Here is a 20,357-nt window from a genome sequence, read left to right as displayed (position 1 = left end):
CATGACCGAGAACGTGCTCCGCGTGGGCATCGGCGGGCCGGTCGGGTCCGGCAAGACGGCGCTGATCGAGGCGCTCGTCCCGGTGCTGATCGCCCGAGGCCACCGCCCGGCGGTCGTCACCAACGACATCTACACCCAGGAGGACGCCCAGCACGTGCGGCGCACCCTGGCCGGGGTGCTGGACCCCGAGCGGGTGGTCGGCGTGGAGACCGGCGCCTGCCCGCACACCGCCGTCCGGGACGATCCGACGATGAACCTCGCGGCCGGCGCCGAGATGCTGGAGCGCTTCCCGGACGTCGACACCCTGCTGTTCGAGTCCGGTGGCGACAACCTCACGCTGACCTTCAGCCCGGTGCTGGTGGACCTCTTCCTCTTCGTCCTCGACACCGCCGAGGGGGAGAAGATGCCCCGCAAGCGCGGCCCGGGCATCACCGAGTCGGACCTGCTGGTCATCAACAAGATCGACATCGCCCAGTACGTCCGCGCCGACCTCGGGGTGATGGAGTCCGACGCCCGCCGGGTGCGCGAGGGCGGTCCGGTGGTGCTCACCAACTGCCTGACGGGGGAGGGGCTGGAGGAGATCGCGGCCTTCCTGGAGACCTTCCGCAAGGTCCCGGCGTGACCGTGGCGGCGGAACGGGCGGCGGAACGGGCGGTGCCCCGGCTCGACCCCCGGCACTACGAGCCTGCCCGCGTCCCGTACGAGGTCCGGCGCCACGCCGGGACGCCCGACACCCTCGGGGTCGGGCGTCCCGGCAAGGTCGGGCTGCTGGAGCTGGCCTTCGAGAAGGTCGCCGGGCGCACCGAACTCACCGGCCACTACCAGAAGTCGCCGTTGCAGATCATGCGCCCGCTGTACTTCGACCCGGCCCGCCCCGACCTCGCCGTCACGTTCCTGATGTCCACCGGCGGCGGGATCCTCCAGGCCGACCGGCTCCGCACCGACCTGCACTGCGGCGCCGACACGGCCGTCCACCTGACCACCCAGGCGGCCACCAAGGTCTACCGGATGGAACACGACTACGCGACGCAGCTGGTCAACCTGACGGCCGGCCCGCGCGCCTACGTCGAGTACCTGCCCGAGCCGGTGATCCCCTTCGTCGACTCGCGGCTCTACCAGCGGACCGTCCTCACCGTCGACCGGGACGCGACGGTGCTGGCCGGTGAGACCGTCCTGGCCGGCCGGCTCGCCCGCGGTGAACGCAACGCCTACCGGGTGTTCGCCTCCGACCTCGAAGTGCGGCGCCCGGGCGGCGAGTTGGTGGCGCTGGACACGGTACGGCTGGAGCCCGCGCCGACCGGCGGCGGAGGAGTCACCGGGCCGGCGGTGCTGGCCGGGCACGACGTGATGTCCAGCCTGTACGTCCTCAGCCCGCTCGCCCCGGCGGGCCGGATCGCGGACGTGCTGCACGAGGCGGTGGCCGACCGGGACCGCTCGCTGCTGTACGGCGTGAGCGTGCTGCCGCAGGACAGCGGAGCCTGGCTGCGCCTCCTCGGCTCCGACACCCGGGCCTGCGCGGCCGCCATGCGCGGGGCCTGGGACGCGGTGCGGCGGCTGCTGATCGGGGCGCCGGCGCCGGAGCTGCGGAAGACGTAGCGGCGGCGGCCGGGGCCACTCGTGATCTTCTTCCGGATCCGGTACAACCCTGGGGCGGGGTGCGAAGTCCTGTCTGGCGTGAACGAGGATGCGAGACGGGATGCCGTGTCGGACGGGACGCGCGAGGTCGTGCCGGATGACCTGCCGGAGGCCGTGGCGGACGGTGCGCCGGCCGAGTCGCTGCCGCCGGCCCGGCCGGCCCGGCGCCTGGTCAGCCGCCGGAAGCTGCTGATGGGCGTCGCGGGCCTGGGTACCCTCGCGGCCGCGGCGGGTGTCAACGAATGGGTCCGCCGGAGGAACTCCCACGGCCCGCGGCTCTGGCAGACGACCGCCGCGAGCGGGCGGCTGGAGCTCTCCACCGGCCGTCAACAGGCCCTCTACGTGTCCGGGTTCGACAGCAGCGTGCGAGCCCTCGACCTGCGCACCGGCGAAGTCCGCTGGAGCCACTCCGTCAGCACGCCCCACGACGCCGAGCAGCAGGGCGGCTGGCCACTGGCCGCCGGGGAGGGGGCGGTGTGCGTGGCCACCGACACCCACCTGCGGGTCCTGGACGCGGCGTCGGGGGAGCAGCGCTGGGAGGCGGCCGCACCCTACTGGTCCCAGTTCGCCGGGAAGCAACGCCCCGCCGTCAGCGGCGACAGCGTGTTCGCGGCGCACGGGAGCTCCGTGCGCTGCTTCGACCTGGCCACCGGCAAGCCACGCTGGACGGGCCCGGTGCTCTTCGCTGACTCCCTGGCCCTCGACGGCGGCACCGTGTACGCGGCCGGCGAGTCGACCGGGGTCGTCGCCCTGGACGCGCGCACCGGCGAGCAGCTGTGGGAACGCAAGGTGGCCGTCACCGGCCCGCTCACCGCCCACCGGGGAGCTCTGTTCCACACGTCCGAGGGGCTGGGCGGCACGGTCGTCACGGCACTGGAGGGGTCGACCGGAGAGGTGCTCTGGGGCTCCTTCCAGTACGGCCGGGTGACCTGTCCACTGTCGGCGGCCGACCGGACGGTCTTCGTGTTCGGCGGGGCCCGCCTGCTCGCGCTGGACGCGGACACCGGAGACCGGCGCTGGTCGGCCGACGTGCCCGTCGGCAGCCACCCCGGGCCGACAGCCATGACCGCTGCCGTGGGCGGTGGCGTGTACGCCGACGCGGGCGACGACCAGCTGTACGCGTTCGACCTCGCGACGGGTGAACTGCGCTGGCAGGACCAGTCGGAGCCGCCCGGCGGCGACATCGGAGGAGGAAACCCGATCCGGCTGGCCGCCGCCGACGGGACCGTCTACCGCTCCAGCCGCGCCGGCGTCCTCGCGCTCGGCGCCCTGCCGCCGCTGCTGTCGGCCTGACCGGGCTGAGAAGCCGCTCGGTGGCCGGGACGCGCCTGGTGGCTCAGGACCTGCCTGGCTCGGCTGACTCGTCTGGCTCGTCCGACCTGCCCGACTCGTCCGACGCGCCCGATTCCATGGCCGCCAGCCGGGCCACCTGCCGGTGGCTCAGCTCGACGGTGCGGTTCATGTGCCGGAGCAGGAAAGCGAGTTCCTCCTCGCTGTCCTCGGCGAAGACGGCCGCCCAGTCGGTGGAAAGCTCGCGCCATACCGCCCCGAAGCGCTCCAGCGCCTCGGGGAGGACCGCGACCAGCACCCGCCGCCGGTCCGCCTCGTCCCGCTGCCGGGTGACCAGCCCGGCCTTCTCCAGCCGGTCGACCAGCCGGGTGGCCGAGCCGCTGGTGAGCCCGGTGAGCTCGGCGATCCGGCTGGTGGTGACCGGCCCGTCCTCCAGGGTGAGCAAGTTGAGGCACTGGACGTCGGTCGAGTGCATGCCCAGGTGGTCGGCGACGGCCTGGTTGAACAGCACGTACGAGGCCAGGTAGCGGCGCGAGACCGGCCACAGCCGGGCCATCAGTTCGTCGCGGGTCGTCGTCATGGGGGAAGGGTAACCGGCTGTCCGATAATTGCTTGCGCCACGCAGAGATCCCTCTCTATGTTGTCTGCGTGACGCAGATAACTGACTCCGCCGCCTCCCTTCCCGTCGCCGTCGCCGGTGCCACCGGCGCCCAGGGCGGCGCCACCGCCCGCGCCCTGCTGCGCGCCGGCCGCCCCGTCCGAGCCCTCACCCGCGACCCCGGCTCGCCAGTCGCCGCCGAACTCGCCGCCCTCGGCGCCGAGGTGGCCCGCGCCGACTTCGACGACCCGGCCTCGGTGGCCGCCGCCCTCGACGGCACCGGCGCGCTGTTCGCGATGTCCACCCCGTTCGGCACCGACCTGGACGCCGAAGTCCGCCAGGGCATCGCCCTGTTGGACGCGGCCCGGGCCACCGGCACCATCCGGCACGTCGTCTTCACCTCCGCCAGCAATGCCGACCGCTCCACCGGCATCCCGCACTTCGACAGCAAGTACCGGATCGAGCAACACCTGGCCGGCCTCGGCCTGCCCTGGACCGTCCTCGGCCCGGCCGCCTTCATGGACAACTACGCCAACGACTGGACCCTCGAATCCCTCCGCGCCGGCGTCTTCCACCTCCCCATGTCGCCCGGCGTCCCCCTCCCCGTGATCGCCGCCGACACCATCGGCGCCTTCGCCGCCCACGTCCTCACCCGGCCCGACAGCTACGCGGGGCGACGTATCGACATCGCCTCCCAGTGGCGGACGGGCGAGCAGATCGCCGCTGCCATCGGCGCGGCGAGCGGCCGGCCGATCCGCTGCGAGGAGGTGCCGCTCTCGGTCGTGGCCGGCTACTCCGAGGACCTCGCCACGATGTTCCGGTACTTCCAGGAGACGGGGCTCGACATCGACCTCGACGCCCTGCACACCGAGCACCCCGACATCGACTGGCAGTCGCTGGAGAGTTGGGCGGCGGCCCGCACCTGGGACCTCTGACGGAGCTCAGGCTTCAGCGGTGAGATGCGCGACGGCCCCGAGCCCGGCTTCGGCTGCCTCGCGGACCTCGGGATCGGCAAGGGCACTCCGGAGGATCTCCTCGGTCTCCGGGCTGCCGGGCCATTGCCAGGCGAGCATGGTCAATGCCCGGCCTCGCACATCCGGACTCGGGTCGTCGGCCGCCCGGCACAGGATGACGTCCTTCGCGGATCCGGGGGCGAGTGCCGCGTAGCAGCTGAGCGCCGTGCCGCGAACCGCGTGGTCGGGATCCCGCTCGATGCGGTCCAGGAGCAGGAGCGCGGTCTCGTCCTGAGAGCCCCGCTTGTCGGAGAGCACCTCCAGGGCCAGTTCCCTCGCCCGTCCGGACTCCGCGTCGACGGCCGCGCGGGTGAGGGACGAGACCACGCCGGGGTCGTCCGGATCCTGCGCGGCGAGAGCCGACAGGGCCCGGCCGCGAACGACGTCATCGGGATCGCGATCGGCACGCTCGCGCAGCAGTGCCAGGACGGTCGGGTCCCCGGCCCACCGGGTCGCCAGCTCGTGGACCGCCGCGTACCGGATGCGGCTGTCCGCGTCATCGACGGCACGGTCGAGCAAGGTGGCGAAGACCTCGGGGTGCTGCGGCCACACCCGCGCGAGTCGCTGGAGGGCGGTGGCCCGGAGGATCACCGAATCATCCGCGACGGCCTTCAGCATCGGCGTGTGGTCATCGGGGTCGGCCGACAGACGCGCCAACAACGCGTTGAGCGCCTGGGCGACCTCCGCCACCCGGTCGTCGTCGGGGTGGGCGACCGGGCGGGAAAACCGCGGATGACCGGGCCACCGCTCCTCCAGTTCGGCCTGCGCGGCGGCACTCGCCCGGTCGTGGCCGGGGCGGACGGCGAGGTCGCACAGGGCGTCCACGATCTCCGGGTGGGCGCTCCAGCGTTGCGCAAGGCCGGTCACGGCGAACTCCCTGATGGCCGGGAACCCGAAGGTGGCGAGGGCCAGTGTGCTCCGGAAGGTGGTGTGGAGGGTCATGGCCGCGACGGTGGCCGTCCCGGCTCCGGCGAGGAACTGCCCCCGGAGGTGGAACCACCGGAGGTAACGATCGCGACCGGTCCAACCGGGCACGGAACACAGCGCGGAGAGCGAGGTCATCAGCAGATTGCTGTGGAGGACCGCGTAGTCGAAGTGCGTGACGAAAGCACCGATGAGGCGGTCGACGGCCCGGTCGCTCTGCGCCTTCAGCAGTCCGATCTTCCGAACCTCGGCCAGGGACCGGAAGGCCAGGACCAGCGAGGGGTCGTCCCCCCGTTCCAGCAGCCGGTCGACCACCCTTCCCGCGTCCGGCTCACTCAGCTGGTTGACCACCAGCAGCAGCACCTCGTGCCACGCCGGGTCGTCCGTCCTCCGCTCGAAGACCTCCTCGATCAGCTCCTCCGGCGACCACTCCCGTCCCACCGTGTAGCGGTGCACGATGTCAGCCGCCGCGAGGTACTCCAGGAAGGCCCGGTGCACGAAGCCGTACACCTCGCAGCCGTACCTGGCCAGGATGAAGTTGCGCTCCCGCAGTTGGTCCCGCAGCGTGCGGGCGGCGGCGAGGCACTGGTGGGGCGGGAGGCCGAACTGGGTGAAGTAGCCGCGGAACACCTCCTCCAGCTCCTCCGCGTGGATGTGGTTCCCGGCGATGCCGCCCGTTCCCTCCTGCATGCGGCGGGCGAGCAGGCGGAGCAGTTCCAGGCGTTCGCGGTCGTCCAGCAGGTCGAGGGCCTCGGCGGCGCCGGGCTTCAGGGGGATGCTCAGGTGTTTGGTGTCGCGGTCCCAGTGGGCGACCAGGACCCGCACCGCGTGCTCGTAGACGCCCTGCCGGTCGCGGGGCAGGGCCTGGCGGCGGCCGATGATGGCGAGGATCGTCAACAACAGGGGATTGCCCGCGAGTTCGCGAATGGGACGGGAGGCCTCGACCGCACTGGTGATGCGCTCGACCAGGTGCGCGGCGAGGTCGGGATCGGTCGGGCAGGCGATGGCGTACCAGCGGCGGGCGAAGGCGGCGATCCGGTTCGGGTCGAGGTCCTGGAGCATGACGTGGGTGAACCCGGCGCCGCCGAGCGGGCCGCGCTGGTAGCCGATGACGCGCGAGGTCACGACCACCCGGGCCCGGTCGTAACGGGCCGCGAAGGCGGCGATGCGTTCGGCCGCGGCGGCGCGCACGCCCGGGTCGAAGAGTTCGTCCAGGCCGTCGAAGACCACCACGGCCTCGCCCCGGGAGAGGAGTCGGCGCAGCTCCGGGCCGGGGAGGGACATCCCGGCGACGGCGTGGCGGTGGTCGAGGAAGTCCTCGAACGTCCGCTCGCGCCACTGGCCCTCGGCGTACTGGCGCAGCTCGACCACGAGCGGCATCAGGCCGTCCAGCGGGGCGAGCGGACCGTCGGTGCCCTGGGTGAGGGTGAGGGCGAGGTAGCGGGCCAGCGTGGACTTCCCCGAGCCGGGGTCGCCGAGCAGGACCACCCGTTCGCCGCGCGGCCCGGCGAGAACGGAGAGCACGTCCTCGGTCGGCCGGTTCAGGTACTCGGTGCGCAGCCGCTCGAGGGCGGACCGGCCGAGCTCGGCCGGCAGTGCCTCATCGTTCAACTCTCCGCTGGTGAGCAGTCGTTGGACCAGTTCACGCGGCAACTCCACCGGCGGCGGATCCTCCCGCACCCGCGGGGTCACGAACACCTCCCGCAGCTCGACCACCGGGTGCTCGCCCTGCTCGGAGAGCGGCGTGAGCACCTCCAGGTCGAGCCGCCCGTACGTCTCCCGGACCCGCCGGGCGTACGCGGCGCGGGCGGCGGCCATGGACTCGGGGGTGACCTCGCGCTCAACGGCCTTGGCCAGATTGACCGTTCCGGCCTGGATCAGGTCGCCGTTGACCGTGCCGCTGACCTCGTTGGCCACCGAGGCCACCGAGGCCGGCGGGGCCACCGGGGCCACCGGGGCCACCGGGGCCACCTCAGGATCGCTACCCACCCGTCCTAGGCTAGCCGCTCCACGAACTTGCGCTGCCAAGGCGTTTCGACGGCATGCCGGCTGTAGTGCTCGCGCACGTACGCCACCGCCTCCGCGGCCGGGACGCCGTCCAGGACGGCGATGCACGCGAGTGCGGTGCCGGTACGTCCTCGCCCGCCGGCGCAGGCGAGTTCGACGCGTTCGGTGGCGGAGCGCTCCCACGCCTCGTGGAAGGCGTCGGCGGCGTCCGCGCGGTCGGCGGGGAGGCGGAAGTCGGGCCAGCGCACCCAGCGGATCGGCCAGGCGACGTGCGGCGGGCGGCCCAACAGGTAGAGGCCGAAGTCCGGTCGGGGGCCGGGCGGCAGCGGGCGGCTGAGGCCGCGGCCGCGCAGCAGGCGGCCGGAGGGCAGCCGCAGGATGCCGGGGGCGGTCGGGTCCCAGGTGGTGGGGGCGGTCGGGTCCCAGGCGGTGGGGGCGTTCACGGGATCTTCTTTCAGGAGGTTGCTCAGGACGCCGCGTGCAGCCCCACCGGCCCGCGCGGGTGGCCGGCGCGGTGGGCGAGGGCGGCGGCCTCGCCGCGCGAGGATACGTCGAGTTTGGCGAGGATGTTGGCGACGTGGAACTTCACCGTCGACTCGCTGATGTGCAGCGCCGCCGCGATGTCCCGGTTGCGGCGGCCGCGCGCGAGCTGGTCGAGGACCTCCCGCTCGCGCGGCTGGAGGCCGTCCAACGGGTCGGTGACGTGGGCGGGTTCGGGCAGGGCGAGCGGGAGGTCGACGGTCACCGTGGTGCCCCAGCCGGGGACGGCCTCGACGCCGTGGTGTCCGCCGAGGGCGGTGATGCGGTCGGCGGTGCGGTGGACGGTGAGGGCGTCGGCGGGGAGGGTGCCGAGGCCGTCGCCGCGCACGACGGCGCGCAGCAGGCCGTCCGCCGTGAGCTGCCAGCTCACGTGCAGCCGGGTCGGCTTCTCCCGGTCCAGCATCAGCAGCACGGCCACCCGGACGGCGTCGCGGGCGGTGTGCGCGGCGTCCGCCGGCACGGAGCGGTCGGCCTGCGCCGGGGGCGCCACGTCGAGGTGGACCCTGGTGTGCCGCAGCAGCGGGCGCAGCTCGCGCACCAGCCGGGCGAAGGCGGCGTCGGCGGGTTGTTCGCTGAGCGCGCGGTCGAGTTCGGCGCCCTGGCGCAGGTCGAGCAGGGCGGTGACGGCCAGCTCGGTGGCGCTGCGGCGGGCCGCGGCGTCGTCCAGGTCGGCCGAGCGCAGCGGCGCCAGGATCGCGGTGAGCGCGGCGCTGTGGGTGCCGGTGAACTCGGCGATGGCGCGGGCGCGGGCGTTGGCGGAGGCGCGGGAGGCGGCTGTCTGGGTGGGGGCGGCGTCGGTGGCGCGGTGGTCGGAGTGGGCGATCACCAGGTCCCACAGCTGTTGCAGGACGGCGAGTGCCCCGGGTGCCACCGGCTCGGTGCCCGCCCGGACGAGGACCAGGACGGCGCCGCCGTCGTCGCCCGGGGTGGTGGCGACGACCACCACCGGGCGGGACCGTCCGGCGAGTTCGGCCTCGCCCTGCCAGGGGCGGCCGGCCGGGGTGGTCGCGGCCGCGCGTTCGGCCAGCCGGGACAGGTCCCGGGTGCTGAGGGCCGCGGTGAGCTCGGGCGAGCCGTGGCTGTGCGCGGGGTTGAAGGTGCACACGCCGCTGAGCTGCGCGAGCGCCGTGTGCGGGACGAGGGTGTCGAGCACCTCGGACAGGCGGGGCAGGAGGTCCGGCCGGGGGGCGCGCAGCACCTCGACGGCCCGCGCCAGCGCGTCCTCGGGGCGGCCCCAGTGCTGCCGCCAGGCCTCGTCCGTTCCGGCGGCGTCCGCTGGGCCGTCCGATCCGCCAGCGTCCGCTGCGCCGTCCGATCCGGCGGCGTCCGCTGTGCCGTCCGCGCCCGCGGCGTCCGCTGCGCCGTCCTTGCCGGTCATCTCGCCCCTGCCGTCCGTGCGGTCCATGCGGTCCAGCCTAGTTCGGGTGCCGCCGCCGCGGCCTGGCCGTTCGGACAGGTCGAACCGTCCGAAGGGCCAGCCGGGCCGCCGCCGTCCCCGGCACAGGATGGAAGGCGTCGGGAGCGACCAGCTCCACTGGAACCGAAGGACCTTCCATGACCAAGGCGATCACCTTCTCCGAGTTCGGCGGCACGGACGTGCTGCGCCTGACCGACATCGAGCTGCCCGCACCCGGGCCCGGCCAGGTGCGGGTCGCGGTTCGCGCCGCCGGCGTCAACCCGGTGGACCGCAGGCTGCGCACCGGTGAGCTGGCGGGGCTCATCCCGGTCGTCTTCCCCTATGTGCCGGGTGTCGAGGTGTCCGGCGTGGTCGAGGCCGTCGGCGCCGGGGTGAGCGGCTTCGCGCCCGGCGACGAGGTGTTCGGCAGCATGATGGGCGGCGCCTACGCGGAACACGCGCTGGTGGACGCGGCGGCGCTGGCCCACAAGCCCGCCGGGCTGGGCTGGGAGGAGGCCGCCGCGCTCCCGACGGCGGCCGAGACCTCCGAGCGGGCCCTGGACCTCCTCGGTGCCCGGTCGGGCGAGACGCTGCTGGTGCACGGCGCCGCCGGCGGGGTGGGGACCCTGCTGCTCCAGTTCGCCCGGGCACGCGGGATCAGCGTGGTCGGCACCGCGAGCGAGGCGAACCATGACTACCTGCGGGAACTCGGCGCGATCCCGGTGACGTACGGCGAGGGCCTGGCCGAGCGGGTGCGGGCCGCCGCCCCGGGAGGGGTGGACCGGGCGCTGGACGCGGCCGGGCGGGGCGGGGTGCTGCCGCTGTCGATCGAGCTGACGGGCAGCGCGGACCGGGTGCTGACGATCGCCGACTTCGCGGGAGCGCAGGAGCACGGCGTGCGCTTCAACGGCGGTGTCGAGGGCGTGGAGCCGTACCACCGGCGCGCCTACGCGGCCGCGCTCGCCCTGCACGAGGCCGGCACCCTGCGGCTGCCGCTGCACCGGGTGTTCCCGCTGGCGGAGGCCGCCGAGGCGCAGAGGGTCAGTGAGGCCGGACACCTGCGCGGCAAGATCGTGCTGACGGTCCGATAGGCGTGGGAAGCCCGTCCTGTCCGCGTCTGCCCGTTTTGCCTCCGTTTTGCATTGGGCTTGCCATTTTCGTACGGTTTCATCCGTTCGGAGTAATTCGGCAGGCGGACGCGCCGTGAACACGGTGGTAGGCCGTTCGGCCGACATGCGGTCCCTCGAACGGTCGACCAGGGTTGGCCGGGCGTGGGCGGCACCGGACCGCCTGCCCTGACGGTCAGGAGGACCAGGCGCATGGGTGGAACGGACAGGCGGGCGGTGATCGGCGAGTTCCTCGGGACCCTGCTGCTGGTGCTGCTGGCGGTGGGCGCGGCGGTGCTCGCGGGGGAGGCGATCGGTCCGGTGGGCATCGCGTTCGCGTTCGGCTTCGTGCTGCTCGCGCTGGCGTACGCGCTCGGCCCGATCTCCGGCTGCCACGTCAACCCGGCGGTGACGCTCGGCTTCCTGCTGGCCCGCCGGATCGACGGCCGCACGGCGGTGTCGTACTGGGTGGCGCAGGTGCTCGGCGGCATCGCGGGCGCGGCGCTCGTCCTGCTGCTGGCGAAGCAGATACCGGGGCTGGAGACCCACGGCAAGCTCGGCACCAACGGCTGGGGCGAGCGCTCCCAGATGCACATCAACGCCGGCGGCGCGTTCCTGACCGAGGTCGTCCTCACCTTCCTGCTGGTGTACGTCGTGCTGGCGGTCACCCACCGGCTGGCCGCGGTCGGCTTCGACGGGCTGCCGATCGGCGTCGCGCTGGTGGTCGTCCACCTGGTCGGCATCCCGCTGACCGGCACCTCGGTCAACCCGGCGCGCAGCCTCGGCCCGGCGCTGTTCGCGGGCGGCGACGCGCTGTCGCAGCTGTGGCTGTTCCTGCTCGCCCCGCTGGTCGGCGGCGCGCTGGCGGCGGGCGTGCACCTGCTGACCCACCCGCAGCCCAACCTCCCGGTGGCGCAGGCCCTGGCCACCGACGCGCGGGCGTAGTCCCCGCAGTCGATCCGGCGCGGCGGCCGGGGCCGTACCGACGGTCCCGGCCGCCGTCGTCGTTGCCGTCGTCGTCCTTGGTGGTGTCGCGGCCCGGGCCCGCCTGCTCGGGGCGCCTCGGCTTCCCTCCGCGCCGGTTGAGGTCTGCTCCGCGCCGGTTGGGTTCTGCTCCGCGCCGCTTCGGATGCCTTCCGTGCCGCTTCCGGTCCCTTCCGCGTCGCTTCGCGTCCCCTTCGGACCGCTTTTGCGTCACCGACCGCCCGGATCCGGCGCACTGGCCGAAGAGTCCCGGCCCCCGCCCGCCGGCTGGGTAGAGTCCCGCCATGGTGACTGAGAACGCGGGGAGTCCGGCGGGCGGGCGGCTGGCCGGCCGCTCCTGTGTGGTGACGGGCGCGGCCAACGGCATCGGGCGGTCCGTCGCCGAACGCTTCGTCCGGGAGGGCGCGTCGGTGGTCGCCACCGATGTGGACGCGGCCGGGCTGGACCGGCTGGTCGAGCAATTCCCGGGCGCCGTCAGCGCGGTGGTCGGAGACGTGGCCAGGGACGAGGACGCCCACCGGATGGTGGCGGCCGCCGTCGAGCGGCACGGGCGACTGGACGTCCTGGTGGCCAACGCCGGGATCATCCCGCTGATGGAGATCACCGAGGCCACCGTCGAGGACTGGGACCACGTGATGGCGGTGGACGGTCGCGGCATGTTCCTCACCTGCAAGTACGCGATCGAGGCGATGACGGCGCAGGACCGGCCCGGCGGCTCGATCGTCTGCCTGTCCTCCATCTCCGGCGAGGCCGGCCAGCGCGGCCAAGCGGTGTACGGGCCCGCCAAGTTCGTCGCCTCCGGCCTCACCAAGCACCTCGCCGTCGAATGGGCCGACCGCGGCATCCGGGTCAACGCCGTCGCCCCCGGCACCATCACCACCGCGCGCGTCGCCCGGCTCTACGACGAGCCCGGCGGCCCCGAATACCTCGAGGCGATCGAGAAGCGGCACCCGATGGGACGGCTCGGCGCCCCGGCCGAGGTCGCGGCGGCCGTCCTCTTCCTCGCCTCCGACGACGCGTCCTTCGTCACGGGGGTCGTGCTGCCGGTGGACGGCGGGTACATGGCGCAGTAGGGCCGCGGGGCGTCGGCGAGCGGCTCGACCGGCATCGACACCCCGTCCGCGCCGCGCCTGGACGAGTGGTTCCGAAGCCGGCCGGGTTCGCGGATCCCGCTCCGGTCATGCGGGAAGGGTGTCCAGCAGCGGGTTGTGACGACCGAAGCGCTGGACACCCTCGTGACGGCACTCTACGGGCGATCGGTGATCAACCGCCCCGGACACGCTGGTTGGGGCGCCCGCAGCGGCTGACGGACTCCGGTCCGGTCCGCCCGGCCGCGGCGCAGGTCCTGCCGGGCGGACCGGACCGAAGCACGCCGGGGCCGCCTCGCCCGTGCTCACCCGCGCGGCCTGCTCCCGGGCCTGCCGGACCGGCCCGCCGACAACGAGCGCCCGCGCGCCGCCCGGTGGCAACGAGCGCCCGCGCGCCGCCCGGCTGCTGCTGCAATCGGCGATCCGCGATCCGGCCAACGCACCGACCGCCCCGGCTCGGCCCGCGCCGAGCTGCGCGCCGGCCTGGCCGGTGAGCGCGCTGGGGCGCCCGGAGGATGCGCGAACTCTCCGAGCCCCGAGGCCTGTTGGGTGCCACCACGGGCACGGAGGCGCCGCGCGCGGGGATCCGGTCCGGCCGGTTCGTGGTCGGGGGCGCGGAAACCCGATGGCGTTCGGTCCCGGGCCGTGCTGGAGTGAGCGGATGAACCATGACGAGGTGCTCGCCCTGTTCGACGACCGGCTCCGGCGCACCGCACCGCCCGACCCCGGCTGCCGCGTCGAACGCGACGGTGCCGTGGTTCGACAGGTGGGCCCGGAGCACAGCTGGAACGGTGTGGTCTGGTCGGGCCTGGACGAGGCCGGGGCGGACGCGGCGATCGCCGCGCAGGTGCGCCACTTCGCCGGACTGGGGCTGGAGTTCGAGTGGAAGGCGTACTCCCACGACCGTCCCGCGGACCTCGGCGCCAGGCTGCTGGCGGCCGGCTTCACCCCGGAGCCGGACGAGGCGCTGATGCTCGCCAGGATCGCGGACCTGCCCACCGACGACGCCCTGCCCGAGGGCGTCCGGCTGCTCCCGGTGACCGACCCGGCCGGGGTGGACCTGCTGATGGAGGCCCACGAACAGGCCTTCGGCTCCGAGCACCCCGGCCTGCGCGCGCGGATGCTCGACCACCTGCGGCACGGCGCCGAGACGGTCAGCATGGTCGTCGCGATGGCCGGCGACCGCCCGGTCAGCGGTGCCCGGATGGAGCTGATCCCGGGCACCGGGTTCGCCGGCCTCTGGGGCGGCGGCACCGCACCGGACTGGCGCGGCCGGGGCATCTACCGCGCCCTCGTCGCCCACCGGGCCCGCCTCGCGGCCGAACTCGGTTACGAGTACCTCCAGGTCGACGCGAGCGACCAGAGCCGGCCCATCCTCCAGCGGCTCGGCTTCGCCTGGGTGAGCACGACGACTCCGTACGTCCACCAGCCGTAGGCCCCGCCGAGGAGCGGGCCAGGCCGAGAGGCCCTGCCGGCGCCGGCGTGTCGGGGCGGGCGTGTCGGAGCGGGCGTGTCGGGGCGGGCGTGTCGGGGCGGACGTCTCGGTGCCCTTCGCGGACGGCCCGCGAACCCTCACCCTGGAGGTCGAGACGGCAGGCCCGGCTCGCGTCGGCAGGGAGACGACGGTCGAGTACGCGCCCGGTGCCCCGGCCTTGGGGGCCCAGCCGCACGCATACGCCACGGTCGACGGTCTCGCGCTGCCGTGGATCCTGGCCCTCGCCTTCGCCGGCCTGGTCTTCGTCCCGGTGGTGCTGGCCGACGGACGTCGCGGTGTGCACGCGTCGCGGCGGTTCCGACCGGCCGTGCACCTGCCGGCGGCCGCCGTCCTGCTGGTCGGCGCGGGACTCGCGGCGTACGTCGGGTTGGCCCTGCCGTCCCCGTCCGCCGGCTGGCCGCTGGCGGTGATCTCCTCGGCGACCCCGTGGCTGGCCCTCGGGCTGGGGGCGGCGCGGTCCGGCCGTGCCCGGTCCTGAAGGCCCCCGGGCGGCCGGTGCCGATGGCCGTCCGCCGCTGTCGCTCAGTCGCTTCGCTGCTCAGTCGCTTTGCGCCCCCTGCCGATCGGCAGGGGGCGCGCGGGGCGTAGCTGTTCAGGTTGTGCCGTTCGGTACATGTGCGGGAGGGGCGGCCGGGGTCATCGTTGAGGCACCACGAGCGGGGGCCGTCCGGGTCCCCGGGGAAGGAGCCTCGGCATGTTCGACCTCTGCCACCCGCGCGTCCTCGGAGCGACGGCCGTCGTCCCCGCGGCCCTCCTCGGCCTCGGCCTCGCTTGCGGCCTTGTTTTCTGTCTGACTGGGGGCCGCCCGTCATGGGGGGATCGTCAACCGTCCGGGGACGGTCTCCCCGGGCTCGCCGGAGAACACCACCTCGCCCCGGTGCAGCACGTGCACCACCGCCGCCCCGGCCAGGGTGCGCGGCAGCGACCGCGCGGCGAGCACGACGGTACGGCCGTCGGTGGCGCCCGCCAACAGGTGAGCGTGCAGCCGCGCGGCGACGGCGGGGGCCAGCCCGCGCTCGGGCTCGTCCAGCAGCAGCAGTGCAGGCCGCGAAGCCAAGGCCCGCCCGACGGCGACGAGTTGCTGCTGACCGCCGGACAGGAATCCGGCCCGGCGGTCCAGCAGGGAGATCAGCTCGGGGAACAGCTCCAGCACCTCGGCGCGGCCGGGCCCGCCCAGGGTCAGGTTCTCGGCCACGGTCAGCGAACCGAACACCCCGCGCTCGGCCGGGACCAGGGCCAGGCCCCGCCGCACCCGCTGGTGCACCGACAGCCCGCCGATGTCCCGGCCCCGCCAGAGCGCCCGCCCGCCCGCCAACGGCACCACCCCGGCCAGGGCGTGCAGCGCGCTGGTCCGCCCGGCCCCGTTGCGGCCGAGCAGGACCGTGACGGCGGCGGAGGGGAAGTCCAGGTCGACGCCGTGCAGCGCCTCCAGCGGGCCGTAGCGGACCCGGGCGGCCCGGAGGGAGGCTTCGACGGGCATCAACCCACCTCCGGGGTACGGCGGTTCGGCCTCACGTGGCGGCTCCCCAGGCCGCCGTGACCCGGGGATCGGCGAGAACGGCCGCGGCCGGTCCGGCGGTGACCACCCGGCCCTGCGCCATGGCGTAGACGGCGTCGGCGAGTTCGGCGACCAGCTCGGCGTCGTGCTCGACCAGCAGCAGCGCCATGCCGCGCTCGGCGAGTCCGCGCAGCACGGACACCAGTCGGGCCGTCTGCGCGGCATCGAGGCCCGCCGCCGGTTCGTCCAGCAGAAGCACCCGGGGCCCGCCCGCCAGTGCCCGCGCCAGCTCCACCAGCCGCAGCACCCCTGTGGGCTGCCCACCGGCCGGCTCGGCGGCCAGCTCCTGCAAGCCGAACAGCCGCAGCGCGCGGGCCGTCTGCTCGGCGGCCGTCCGGGCGTCCACCCGTCGGGCGTACTGCTCGGCGCCCACCCGGACGTTGTCGGCCACCGAGAGGGTCGGAAAGACGGCGATCTGCTGGAAGGTCCGCCCCAGCCCCAGCCGCACCCGCCGGTGCGCGGGCAACCCGGTGACGTCCCGGCCCCCGAGCAGCACCCGCCCGCCGTCGAGCCGCACCGTCCCGGCCAGACAGTCGAACAGGGTGCTCTTCCCCGCCCCGTTGGGTCCGATCAACGCGGTGATCCGCCCCGCCCGCGCCACCAGGTCCACCCCGCCCACCGCCTCGATGCCCCCGTACCGGCGCACGATTCCCCGTGCGGTGAGCCGGGCGGGGGGAGGGGTTGTGGTCACGGTCGGTCCTCGTGTGTGGGGGTGTCGCCGGGCGCGTGTCGTGGTCCGTGCCGGTCGTGTCGTCAGGTTCGCCTCGCGCATGGCTGTCCCTCGTGCGGTACGTGGCGGCCTGCTGTCGCGCTCGTTCGGCCCGGCGTTCTCGCGGTCGGCCCGTCCGCGGCACCACCCGCTGCATCTCGCGGCCGTGGCACTGCTGTTGCAGCGCACGGGGGCCACCACCGGCCGGTGGGTGTCGCTGGCCGGCCACGGCACAGCACACCTTGCCCGGTCTGGCCGTGGCCCGCTCCGGCGATCCGCGGACGGCCGTTGTCCGTGGCCGTGAGGGTGGGGCGGCTCGTGCCGTCTCGGGGTGCTGTGCGGGAGCCCGGCCGGCCGCACTTCCTCCCGCCGCTTCCGTGGGCAAGGCGATGTGCCCGGTCCGTGGCCGTGGCGGCTCGATGGTCCTCGCCGCGACAGGGGGCTTGGCGGTCATCGCTGTCCGTACCGTGCGATGAGGGTCTCCCGTAGACGGCGGCCCGTCGGGGTGAGGCGGGACGGCGGGAGAGGGGACGTCGGGGGTGGGCGGCGGCGGGGGAGGGGGAGGGCGGTGAGGCCGCCGGGCAGGCGGCCGATGGTGGCGGCGAGGAAGCCGACGGCGACGGCGGAGACTCCGGCGACGGTGCCCGCGTCGAGGCCGATGAGGAGGGCGGCGGCGAGGACGGCGGTGAGGGCGTTGTCGGCGCCGGCGACCACCACGGCGGCGAACCAGAGGAGGCCGCGCACCGGGTCGAAGGCGGTGGGGTCGAAGGCGCGTCCGGCGAGGCCCATCAGCCCGCCGCCGAGGGCCGCCAGCGCCGCTCCCGCGACGAAGGCGAGGAGCTTGAGACCGGGGACGTCCACACCGGACGCGACGGCGCCCGGTTCGTGGTCCCGCATGGCGGTCAGTGCCCGGCCGAGGCGGCCCCGGTGCAGGGCGCGGACGGTGAGCAGGCCGAGGCCGAGGAGAAGGAGTTCGGCGAGGTAGAAGACGCGGTCCCCGGCGAGGAAGGCGGGGCGGTCGAGCACGAGCCCGGTGGTGGCGTACGGCTGCTCGAAGACGAACCGGCTCATCGCCGTCCCCACCGCGAAGGTGACCAGCGCGAGGGCGAGTCCGCGTCGGCGGATCGCGGGCCAGCCGGTGAGCAGGCCGAGCGGGGCGGTGGCGAGGACGGCGAGCAGCAGCGCCGGTACGGCGGGCAGTGGCGGGAGGCCGGGGATCCGGCCGGACATCAGCAGTGCGGTGCCGAGCGCGCCGAGGCCCGCGTAGCCGGCCTGGCCGAGCGAGATCTGCCCGCCGTAGCCGGTGACCACGACGATGGACAGCAGGACGAGCGCGAGCGCGGGTACGAGCAGGGCGTCGCGCAGGTCGTTGCCCCGGAAGCCGAGCGGCAGCAGGAGCAGTACCAGGCAGACGGCGCCCGCCAGTCGTCCGCCGCCTTCTCCTGCTCCTGCTCCCGTTCCGACTCCCGTTCCCGCTCCCGCCCTGGCTCCGGCTCGGCCACTGCCCCGGCCTCCGGCTCCGCCTGCGCCGCGTCCTCCGCCCGCGTGCCCCGTACGGCGGGTGGCCGGCGTGGCCCCGGCCCTTACCCCGACCCCGGACCCGGTCCGTTCCCCGGTGATGCCCGGCCCGGCGAGCAGGGCGGTGGCGAGCAGCGCGATCACGAACAGGTTGGACTGCACGGCCTGGACCAGCGGCAGCAGTTGCCCGGACGGCCGCAGCCGGGTGAGCTCGGCCTGGGCGATGCCGAGCGCGAGCCCGGTGGCGACCGCGACCGGGATGCTGCGCAGCCGGGCGGCGACCGCGACGGCCATGGTCTCCATCACCAGCAGCGGCAGACCGTACGGGTCGAGCAGCAGGTACGGCGCGAGGGCGACGCCGACCAGCCCGGCGGTGAAGGTGCCGAAGGCCCAGCCGGCGGCGGAGACCCGGTCGGCGTCGACCCCGGTGAGGGCGGCGAGGCGGCGGTCGTCGACGACGGCGCGCAGCCGGAGACCGAAGCCGGTCCACCGGGTGGCGGCGAGGACGGCGACGCCGAGCACGAGGATGGCGGCGAGCTGGGCGACGGTGTCCGGCCGCAGGCTGTGCCCGCCGGGCAGCCGGATCGGGGCGCCGCCGAGCGGGGAGGGCGCGCCGGCCAGTGGCGCCGAGCCCCACAGCAGGACGGCCAGGCCGATGAGCAGCACGAACACGCCGATCCCGGCGACCATGGTCTCGGCCGGGCCGGCTCCACGCCGTTGCAGCGGGCGGTAGACCAGGAGGTCGAGCAGCACCCCGAGCGCGGGGGCCACGACCAGCAGGCAGCAGGCGACGGCGGGCCACACCGGCCAGTGCCGCACCACGACGAGGTCGCGCAGCAGGTAGGCGATGGCCATGGCCTGGGCGCCCTGGGCGATGTTGAGCACGCCGGTGGCGCGGTAGCAGACGACCAGGCCGATACCGCTGAGCGCGGCGGCGGCGCCGACGGTGAGCCCGGCGAGCGCGAGGTCGACGGTGAGGTCGAACGAGCCGGGGGACGCGAACGAGCCGGGGGACGCGAACCAGCCGGGGGAGGACGTGAGGGCGCTGATGGCACCGAGGGGCGAGGAGCTCATGGGCGGTCAGCCGCTCGCCGGGGAGGATCCGCCCGGCCGGGTGGGGCCCGGTCCGGCGGCGGAAGGTGAGCAGAGCGGGCAGGGCGTCAGCCCCCGGGCCCGGACGGCGTTCGCGTCCACCGGTGCGGCCCGCTCCTTGCCGGTGACCAGTGAGCAGTCCGGCCGGTGGTAGCGGGTGCCCTCGGGGACGGCCAGCCACCCGGCGTCACCGGCGTCACCGGCGTCACCGGAGCCATCCGCGTCATCCGCGATGCCGGTCTCGCCGGCTTGTCCGGGCGGGTGGGCCGCGTCCGGCGGAGCGGGCCCGGCGTCCGGTTCGACCAGCAGGTCGTACAGCCGCTCCACCCGTCGGTCGGTCAGGTCCGCGCGCTCCGGCGGGGACGACGGCGGCCGCAGCGCGACCAGGAGGGTCCCGGACACGATCAGCGCCGCGCCGGGGATGGTGGACGAGGCCAGGTAGGGGACCTGCTGCTCGACGAAGCGCTCACCGGAGGTCCCGTACCAGCCGAGCACGCACAACACGGCGCCGGCCGCGGCGAGCAGCCAGCCCGCCCACTCCCGGCCGGTCCGGAGCGGCCGGGACCGACGGAGCCCGTCCCGACGGAGCCCGTCCCGGACGTCCCGCAGCGCCCGGCCGGCGCGCCGGACGGGCGAACCCTCCAGGGCGTTACGGGTGATTTCTCCGTCTGATTGCGATTCGTCCATGGATCCGCCTTCATGGTGTCACTTGAGACGTTTCCAGGAATGGCCTGGAACAGCATCCGGGACACCGAGAGCGGGGCCCGGGCGGCGCAGTCGAGAGGGAAGACCACCATGCACGTGACGCGAAGCGGCACCCCCGAGGACGGCGGACGGGCCCGGCGGGCGGCGAGCGTGCTGCTCGCCCTGCTGCTCGCGGGTACGGCGGCCGCGTGCGGCAGCAACGGCAAGTCCGGCTCCGCGGCCACGTCCCCGGCGGCGACGGGCGCCACCGCCACGGCAACCGCCACCGAATCCGCCCCCGCGACGGTCACCGCCACTGCCACCGCCACCGGTACGGCCCCCGCCGACCCGGCCGCCGCCAAGGCGGAGATCACCACCAACTGGGAGAAGTTCTTCGACCCCAACACCCCGATCGCCGACAAGGCCAAGCTGCTCCAGGGCGGCGAGGAGCTGCTCCCGGTGCTCGAGGGCTTCGCCCAGGACCCGCGGGTCGGCCAGGTGCAGGCGAAGGTCGACGACGTCACGTTCACCGACGCGAGCGACGCGACCGTCACCTACGCGCTCTCGCTCCAGGGCAACGTGGTGGAGCCGAGCGCGACCGGCCAGTCCGTCCTCGACAACGGCACCTGGAAGGTGTCCCGCTCGACCCTGTGCGGTCTGCTCACCCAGGCCGGTGGCGCCACCGCCACCCCGATCCCCGGCTGCAGCTGACCGGATGCG

18 protein-coding genes are annotated in these 20,357 nt (G+C 74.8%); 10 read left to right on the top strand and 8 right to left on the bottom strand.

Translation table 11 applies throughout. The features are described 5' to 3' along the window. The first annotated feature begins 1 nt into the window (after nucleotide 1). The 3 genes from ureG to ACFWP2_RS18865 all read left to right on the top strand — a co-directional run bounded on the left by ureG (nucleotide 2) and on the right by ACFWP2_RS18865 (nucleotide 2,928). Nucleotides 2-622 carry an urease accessory protein UreG gene (gene ureG, locus ACFWP2_RS18875; protein ID WP_380452638.1) on the top strand — a complete coding sequence of 207 codons (621 nt, stop codon included), beginning with the start codon at nucleotides 2-4 and terminating at the stop codon, nucleotides 620-622. After that, nucleotides 619-1,596 (top strand): urease accessory protein UreD, encoded by a 978-nt coding sequence (locus tag ACFWP2_RS18870; RefSeq protein WP_380452635.1) that lies wholly within the window; start codon nucleotides 619-621, stop codon nucleotides 1,594-1,596. The genes ureG and ACFWP2_RS18870 overlap by 4 nt, the downstream gene beginning before the upstream one ends. Before the next feature lie 105 nt (nucleotides 1,597-1,701). Continuing rightward, entirely contained in the window at nucleotides 1,702-2,928 is a 1,227-nt protein-coding gene (locus tag ACFWP2_RS18865; RefSeq protein ID WP_380452633.1) for a PQQ-binding-like beta-propeller repeat protein, read from the top strand. A 43-nt stretch (nucleotides 2,929-2,971) separates the two neighbouring features. On the opposite strand, the gene ACFWP2_RS18860 is transcribed toward ACFWP2_RS18865, so the two are convergent. Then, the gene (locus tag ACFWP2_RS18860) at nucleotides 2,972-3,505 is read right to left on the bottom strand and encodes a MarR family winged helix-turn-helix transcriptional regulator (protein WP_380452631.1); all 534 of its coding nucleotides are present in this window, start codon (nucleotides 3,503-3,505) and stop codon (nucleotides 2,972-2,974) included. A 68-nt stretch (nucleotides 3,506-3,573) separates the two neighbouring features. On the opposite strand from ACFWP2_RS18860, the gene ACFWP2_RS18855 reads away from it, so the two are divergent. Continuing rightward, complete coding sequence (locus ACFWP2_RS18855; RefSeq protein ID WP_380452629.1) at nucleotides 3,574-4,458, top strand: NmrA family NAD(P)-binding protein; 885 nt, start codon at nucleotides 3,574-3,576, stop codon at nucleotides 4,456-4,458. A gap of 6 nt (nucleotides 4,459-4,464) precedes the next feature. Here the strand turns inward: ACFWP2_RS18855 and ACFWP2_RS18850 are convergent, their stop codons facing one another. From ACFWP2_RS18850 to ACFWP2_RS18840, 3 genes are read right to left on the bottom strand one after another with little or no spacing between them, the layout of a single operon-like run. Then, the gene (locus tag ACFWP2_RS18850) at nucleotides 4,465-7,449 is read right to left on the bottom strand and encodes an NACHT domain-containing protein (protein ID WP_380452627.1); all 2,985 of its coding nucleotides are present in this window, start codon (nucleotides 7,447-7,449) and stop codon (nucleotides 4,465-4,467) included. Nucleotides 7,450-7,454: 5 nt separating this feature from the next. Then, entirely contained in the window at nucleotides 7,455-7,910 is a 456-nt protein-coding gene (locus ACFWP2_RS18845; RefSeq protein ID WP_380452625.1) for a protein phosphatase, read from the bottom strand. A 23-nt stretch (nucleotides 7,911-7,933) separates the two neighbouring features. Beyond that, the gene (locus ACFWP2_RS18840) at nucleotides 7,934-9,412 is read right to left on the bottom strand and encodes a LuxR C-terminal-related transcriptional regulator (RefSeq protein WP_380452623.1); all 1,479 of its coding nucleotides are present in this window, start codon (nucleotides 9,410-9,412) and stop codon (nucleotides 7,934-7,936) included. A 149-nt stretch (nucleotides 9,413-9,561) separates the two neighbouring features. Here ACFWP2_RS18840 and ACFWP2_RS18835 point away from each other — a divergent pair, with 149 nt between their 5' ends. The 5 genes from ACFWP2_RS18835 to ACFWP2_RS18815 all read left to right on the top strand — a co-directional run bounded on the left by ACFWP2_RS18835 (nucleotide 9,562) and on the right by ACFWP2_RS18815 (nucleotide 14,554). Beyond that, nucleotides 9,562-10,494 carry an NADP-dependent oxidoreductase gene (locus tag ACFWP2_RS18835; RefSeq protein WP_380452621.1) on the top strand — a complete coding sequence of 311 codons (933 nt, stop codon included), beginning with the start codon at nucleotides 9,562-9,564 and terminating at the stop codon, nucleotides 10,492-10,494. Nucleotides 10,495-10,722: 228 nt separating this feature from the next. Continuing rightward, the gene (locus ACFWP2_RS18830; RefSeq protein ID WP_380452619.1) at nucleotides 10,723-11,454 is read left to right on the top strand and encodes an MIP family channel protein; all 732 of its coding nucleotides are present in this window, start codon (nucleotides 10,723-10,725) and stop codon (nucleotides 11,452-11,454) included. A 323-nt stretch (nucleotides 11,455-11,777) separates the two neighbouring features. Next, nucleotides 11,778-12,566 (top strand): SDR family NAD(P)-dependent oxidoreductase, encoded by a 789-nt coding sequence (locus ACFWP2_RS18825; protein ID WP_380452617.1) that lies wholly within the window; start codon nucleotides 11,778-11,780, stop codon nucleotides 12,564-12,566. Between the two features lie 676 nt (nucleotides 12,567-13,242). Beyond that, complete coding sequence (locus ACFWP2_RS18820) at nucleotides 13,243-14,016, top strand: GNAT family N-acetyltransferase (RefSeq protein WP_380452614.1); 774 nt, start codon at nucleotides 13,243-13,245, stop codon at nucleotides 14,014-14,016. A 109-nt stretch (nucleotides 14,017-14,125) separates the two neighbouring features. After that, a complete protein-coding gene (locus ACFWP2_RS18815; protein ID WP_380452612.1) occupies nucleotides 14,126-14,554 on the top strand; it encodes a hypothetical protein in 429 nt (142 codons plus the stop codon). A 330-nt stretch (nucleotides 14,555-14,884) separates the two neighbouring features. Here the strand turns inward: ACFWP2_RS18815 and ACFWP2_RS18810 are convergent, their stop codons facing one another. The 4 genes from ACFWP2_RS18810 to ACFWP2_RS18795 form a co-directional block, all read right to left on the bottom strand. Beyond that, the gene (locus ACFWP2_RS18810) at nucleotides 14,885-15,556 is read right to left on the bottom strand and encodes an ABC transporter ATP-binding protein (protein WP_380452610.1); all 672 of its coding nucleotides are present in this window, start codon (nucleotides 15,554-15,556) and stop codon (nucleotides 14,885-14,887) included. Between the two features lie 31 nt (nucleotides 15,557-15,587). Continuing rightward, nucleotides 15,588-16,325 (bottom strand): ABC transporter ATP-binding protein, encoded by a 738-nt coding sequence (locus tag ACFWP2_RS18805; RefSeq protein WP_380452608.1) that lies wholly within the window; start codon nucleotides 16,323-16,325, stop codon nucleotides 15,588-15,590. 468 nt (nucleotides 16,326-16,793) lie between these two features. Continuing rightward, nucleotides 16,794-18,935: an ABC transporter permease gene (locus ACFWP2_RS18800; protein ID WP_380452606.1), complete on the bottom strand. Its 2,142-nt coding sequence runs from the start codon at nucleotides 18,933-18,935 to the stop codon at nucleotides 16,794-16,796. 6 nt (nucleotides 18,936-18,941) lie between these two features. After that, complete coding sequence (locus ACFWP2_RS18795) at nucleotides 18,942-19,640, bottom strand: hypothetical protein (RefSeq protein ID WP_380452604.1); 699 nt, start codon at nucleotides 19,638-19,640, stop codon at nucleotides 18,942-18,944. Nucleotides 19,641-19,679: 39 nt separating this feature from the next. Here ACFWP2_RS18795 and ACFWP2_RS18790 point away from each other — a divergent pair, with 39 nt between their 5' ends. Continuing rightward, nucleotides 19,680-20,348 (top strand): hypothetical protein, encoded by a 669-nt coding sequence (locus ACFWP2_RS18790; RefSeq protein WP_380452602.1) that lies wholly within the window; start codon nucleotides 19,680-19,682, stop codon nucleotides 20,346-20,348. Nucleotides 20,349-20,357: the final 9 nt, after the last annotated feature.

It is taken from the genome of Kitasatospora sp. NPDC058444, from assembly GCF_042721415.1.
GTDB lineage: Bacteria > Actinomycetota > Actinomycetes > Streptomycetales > Streptomycetaceae > Kitasatospora.
The sequence above is the reverse complement of the archived record's forward strand: the minus strand, read 5'-3'. Positions and strand labels throughout refer to the sequence as shown.